Source organism: Vibrio sp. YT-19(2023) (genome assembly GCF_033337395.1).
Genome location: NZ_JAWOQN010000653.1, coordinates 1 through 639, shown reverse-complemented (window position 1 = coordinate 639; position 639 = coordinate 1). Strand labels below are relative to the sequence as shown.

1 protein-coding gene is annotated in these 639 nt (G+C 46.3%); it reads right to left on the bottom strand.

What is annotated here, in order from left to right:
- Positions 1-639 (bottom strand): MJ1255/VC2487 family glycosyltransferase (locus tag R7E78_RS27695; protein ID WP_318058828.1); only part of this gene is annotated, 639 nt, incomplete at both ends.

The following is a 639-nucleotide window of genomic DNA, read 5'->3' as shown; positions in this document are numbered from 1 at the left end:
GTATTTAACACTCTCAGCTTGCTGCTCTTTGAGCCACTGACGTACGGTAGAAATGTCTAAACTGTCCATTGCAGTGGCTAACCCAAGATCTTCCAGCGTGGCTACGTTGCTCTGCTGTTCAAATTGCCCTGCCAGTGGTTTCATTAGCAGTTTTTTGCCAAGAGAAAGTGCTTCTGAAGGCAATTCAAAACCACCATTGGCGATGACCCCACAGCAACGATGTAGATGGTGCTGAAAGTTGGTGTGGCACAGCGGACGCAATTCTATGTTCTCCACTTTCTCTACTTCTATCACGTCTGGTTGATAACAAATAAACGTCTGCTGATTAAAGTGGAACAACAAGTCGCAGATGTCCTCAATCGACTCAAACGGTAAATACACCAACACGAAATCATCGTTATCCGCTTGGTTATCCAAAGTGTGAACGATGGGCGGTAGCAACGGCTGATCAAAGTGATACCAGTGCAATCCAAGCTGATGTTGAGATGGTGCAAAATACTCAAGTACTGATTTATCCAGCCAGCTAGCCCCCTTCAGAGGCACTGGATAGCGAAACGCATTTTGGTGACTGATACCGATACACGGCTTATTTTGTTGACGAGCAGCCCAAGCCGTGACGGGTTCAAAGTCGTTGATGAT